The sequence below is a fragment of the Hydrogenivirga sp. 128-5-R1-1 genome, assembly GCF_000171895.1.
In genome coordinates this window covers 1-1,143 of the sequence record NZ_ABHJ01000481.1, presented here as the reverse complement: position 1 = coordinate 1,143, position 1,143 = coordinate 1, and the positions used below count along the sequence as shown (strand labels likewise).

The 1,143-nt window shown below is 27.4% G+C and carries 1 protein-coding gene; it reads left to right on the top strand.

Translation table 11 applies throughout. The features are described from left to right. The coding region (locus HG1285_RS00530; RefSeq protein WP_008289643.1) for a tyrosine-type recombinase/integrase at positions 1–1,023 on the top strand (1,023 nt) is incomplete at its 5' end. Positions 1,024–1,143: the final 120 nt, after the last annotated feature.

The following is a 1,143-nucleotide window of genomic DNA, read 5'->3' as shown; positions in this document are numbered from 1 at the left end:
CCTGTAATTCCTGTAGCAAAGTATTTAAAATTTAAAGATAGCTATGGTATTTCAAGAAATTCATTAAGAGCATATGCCTACCATTTAAAACTATTTTTTGAATTTTTAGAAAGTAAAGGTTTAAACTATGAAAATGTAACAATTGACAATATGGCTGATTTCTTAATTTGGTTACAATCTCCATATAAAACTGATAATGTTATTCCTTTTAAACAAAAGCCTATTGAATCTAAAAGAAGTCCAAGAACGATTAACATAATAATATCCACTGTATTAGATTTTTATGATTATTTGATGAGAAATGAAAACTATTCTGGTAATCTATCAGAAAGATTAAAGAAAGAAATGTCAGGTTCTCGTAGAGGATACAAAGGTTTCCTATATCACATTCAAAAAGAAAAATCATTTTTAGCAAAAATCTTAAAAATAAAAGAGCCTAAAACAAGACCTAAAGTATTAACTAAAGAGCAAGTTAAAACATTAATAAATGCCTGTAATAATCTAAGAGATAAATTTTTGATTTCTCTGCTATGGGAAACGGGAATAAGAATAGGAGAAGCATTATCTTTATGGATAGAAGATTTCTCTATAGATAAAAGAATACTAACAATAAAAGATAGAGGAGAATTAGAAAACAAAGCTGAAATAAAAACAGTTAATAGTCCAAGAACTATTCATATATCTGAAAAATTAACGAATATGTTTATTCAATATGTAGCTGATTACCACACAAATGAAGTTGATACAAACTTTGTATTTATAAAACTAAGTGGAAAAAATAAATATCAACCTATGGAGTACCAAGATGTAGATTCATTGTTTAAAAGACTATATAAGAAAACAGGTATAAAAGCTACTCCACATATGTTAAGACATACATCGTTAACAGAATTAAGAAAGGCTGGATTAAAGCCTGAGCATTTACAAAAAAGAGCAGGACATAAAGATGTCCAATTTACTATACAGACATACTATCATCCGACAGATGAAGATATAAGAAAAGATTGGGAAAATCATTTTTAAAAGTGGAGAAAATTTATGAGTAATTTAGCTTATAAGTATGTAGATGAACTGAATTTATCACGAGAAAAGATAAAGAAATAGAGGATTTTTAGCAAATAGTTATTGGGGTAGGGATACATG